Source organism: Comamonas aquatica NBRC 14918, assembly GCF_000739875.1.
Classification (GTDB): Bacteria; Pseudomonadota; Gammaproteobacteria; order Burkholderiales; family Burkholderiaceae_C; genus Comamonas; species Comamonas aquatica.
Genome location: NZ_BBJR01000029.1, coordinates 1 through 866 on the forward strand (window position 1 = coordinate 1; position 866 = coordinate 866).

The window sequence follows — 866 nt, forward strand, 5'->3', positions numbered from 1 at the left end:
AGCTACAGCTACAGCTACAGCTACAGCTACAGCTACAGCTACAGCTACAGCTACAGCTCCTCACTTCACTTCACTTCACAAAACCATAGCTGGCAGCGCTCGCAAAATCAGCCATTCCGATGGATTGGATACGCAAACCCTGATCCACACAGCGCTACCTGCTCCTTTTAATGCAGGCACGCACCATCGTGGCCGGCCATGCTGCCACAGACCCAGGCACAATCGAACACATGTCCTTGCCTGCCCCGCCCGAAGACGCTGCCGACACCGCCCCCGTGCCCGCCCCGATCGTGGCGCGCCACTGGTACACGCGCTGGCTGCTGCGTGCCCTGGCGGTACTGGCCCTGGCGCTGGGCATCGCCGGGGTGTTCATTCCGGGCCTGCCGACCACGGTCTTCGTCCTGATGGCTGGCTGGGCCGCCATGCGCAGCTCCCCACGCATGCACGCCTGGCTGTGGCGGCACCCGCTGTTTGGACCCATGCTGCAGAACTGGCAGGCGGGCGGCCTGGTCAGCCGCCGTGCCAAACGCAGTGCCACCGTCATGATGGCCGTGTGCGCAGCCATCCTGTGGCTGACCCCCACGCCGGTGTGGGTGCGCTGGCTGGCCTGCGGCTGCATGGCCTGCGTGCTGCTGTGGCTGTGGAGGCGCCCCGAACCGGCATAGGCCCAGGCTGCTCCCACTTTTTTGGGCCAACTGCCAAAACGGCCAAAAATCCATGTATATAATCTAGGTCTTGTTCCCTGATAGCTCAGTCGGTAGAGCGACGGACTGTTAATCCGCAGGTCCCTGGTTCGAGCCCAGGTCGGGGAGCCAACAAGATTTCAATGTTGCGCCATCAAGCAGCGTACACATTACCGGTATATT

The 866-nt window shown here is 62.1% G+C and carries 1 protein-coding gene and 1 tRNA gene; both read left to right on the forward strand.

Annotated features, from left to right (window positions below):
- Positions 1-236 precede the first annotated feature (236 nt).
- On the forward strand, positions 237-665 hold the full coding sequence (locus tag CA2_RS04925; protein WP_439708927.1) for a YbaN family protein: 429 nt from the start codon (positions 237-239) through the stop codon (positions 663-665).
- Between the two features lie 74 nt (positions 666-739).
- Positions 740-815: transfer RNA gene (locus CA2_RS04930), tRNA-Asn, on the forward strand.
- Positions 816-866: the final 51 nt, after the last annotated feature.